The 1,305-nt window shown below is 47.4% G+C and carries 1 protein-coding gene; it reads right to left on the reverse strand.

The window, feature by feature from the left end:
* Nucleotides 1-55: 55 nt before the first annotated feature.
* Nucleotides 56-1,305 (reverse strand): MFS transporter (locus HZC45_01195; GenBank protein MBI5681781.1); only part of this gene is annotated, 1,250 nt, incomplete at its 5' end.

Consider the following 1,305-nt stretch of genomic DNA (forward strand, 5'->3'; position numbering starts at 1 on the left):
GGGTTTATGACACAGCCTCTTTGCCAGCGGGACATTCAGAAGTGCAAGGCTATACTTACTCTGGAGTGGAGGGATGAGATATTTCATTCCTGAACCATACGAGAAGCGCCAGACCTGGAATTGCAGACATGGCAGTTATAGAGAAAAATGTCTGCCAGCCGACCCATTCAACCATATATCCGGATGTTGGCGAGATAAATGTCCTCCCAAGCGCAGAAAAGGATGATAACAAAGCATACTGTGTAGCGCTGTATCTGTGGTTGCAAAGCGCCATAAGTAGGGCGACAAATGCGGATGTCCCCATACCTCCGCTTATGTTTTCAAATGCAATCGTAAATGCCAGCATCCCGTAACTCTTCCCAAACCATGCAAGGAGGATAAAAGCCAGATTGGACACTGCCTGAAGTACGCCGAATACAAGGAGTGAACGGAAGAGTCCGAGCCTGACCATGAGCGCCCCGCCTGCCAGAGCCCCTATAATCGTAGCGGCAAACCCAAACCCCTTGCTGATTGTCCCGACCTCCCCTGCTGTAAAACCCATACCCCTTATGAGAAAAGGTGTAGTCATAGTCCCTGCATACGCATCGCAAAGTTTATACAGAATTATCAGGAACAGTAAAACAAAGGCATTCCTGCGGGAGAAGAAATCCTCCATTGGTCCCCATACAGCCTCTTTCATGGTTTTGGGAGATAATGTATCATCAGGTTCATGACCAAAGATTGAAGCGCCTATGCCCATAACCATAAGTCCTGCCATTATAAAATATGTTGTCTGCCAGCCGATATAATCTGACAGAATAAGCGCTATTGCGCCGCCTATAAACAGGGCTATGCGGTAACCTGTAACAAACACACCTGCCCCGAATCCACGTTCCTTTTCATGAAGTATATCTGTCCTGTATGCATCCGCTACAATATCTTGAGATGCAGATGTAAAGGCAATCATCAGGGCAATAAATCCAATAACCCACAAGCCATCCTTCGGAGAATTTAAAGCAATTGCCAGAACGGCTATGATGATAGCAATCTGTGTAATAATCAGCCATCCCCTGCGTCTTCCAAAACCTGTCCCAGCAAGTTTCAAGCGGGGAAATGATGGCGTAAACCTGTCCATGATTGGAGACCAGAGGAATTTGATTGTATATGGAATGCCCACCAGAGAAAAGATGCCGATGGTGCGGAGGTCTATGCCCTCCACTGTCATCCATGCCTGCAAGGTCCCTGAAGTCAACACCAACGGCAGCCCTGACGAAAAGCCGAGAAAGAACAAGACAGGGATATTCCTGCTTGAGAATACCTGAATGT

This window comes from Deltaproteobacteria bacterium (assembly GCA_016223005.1).
Taxonomy (GTDB): domain Bacteria; phylum Desulfobacterota; class GWC2-55-46; order UBA9637; family GWC2-42-11; genus JACRPW01.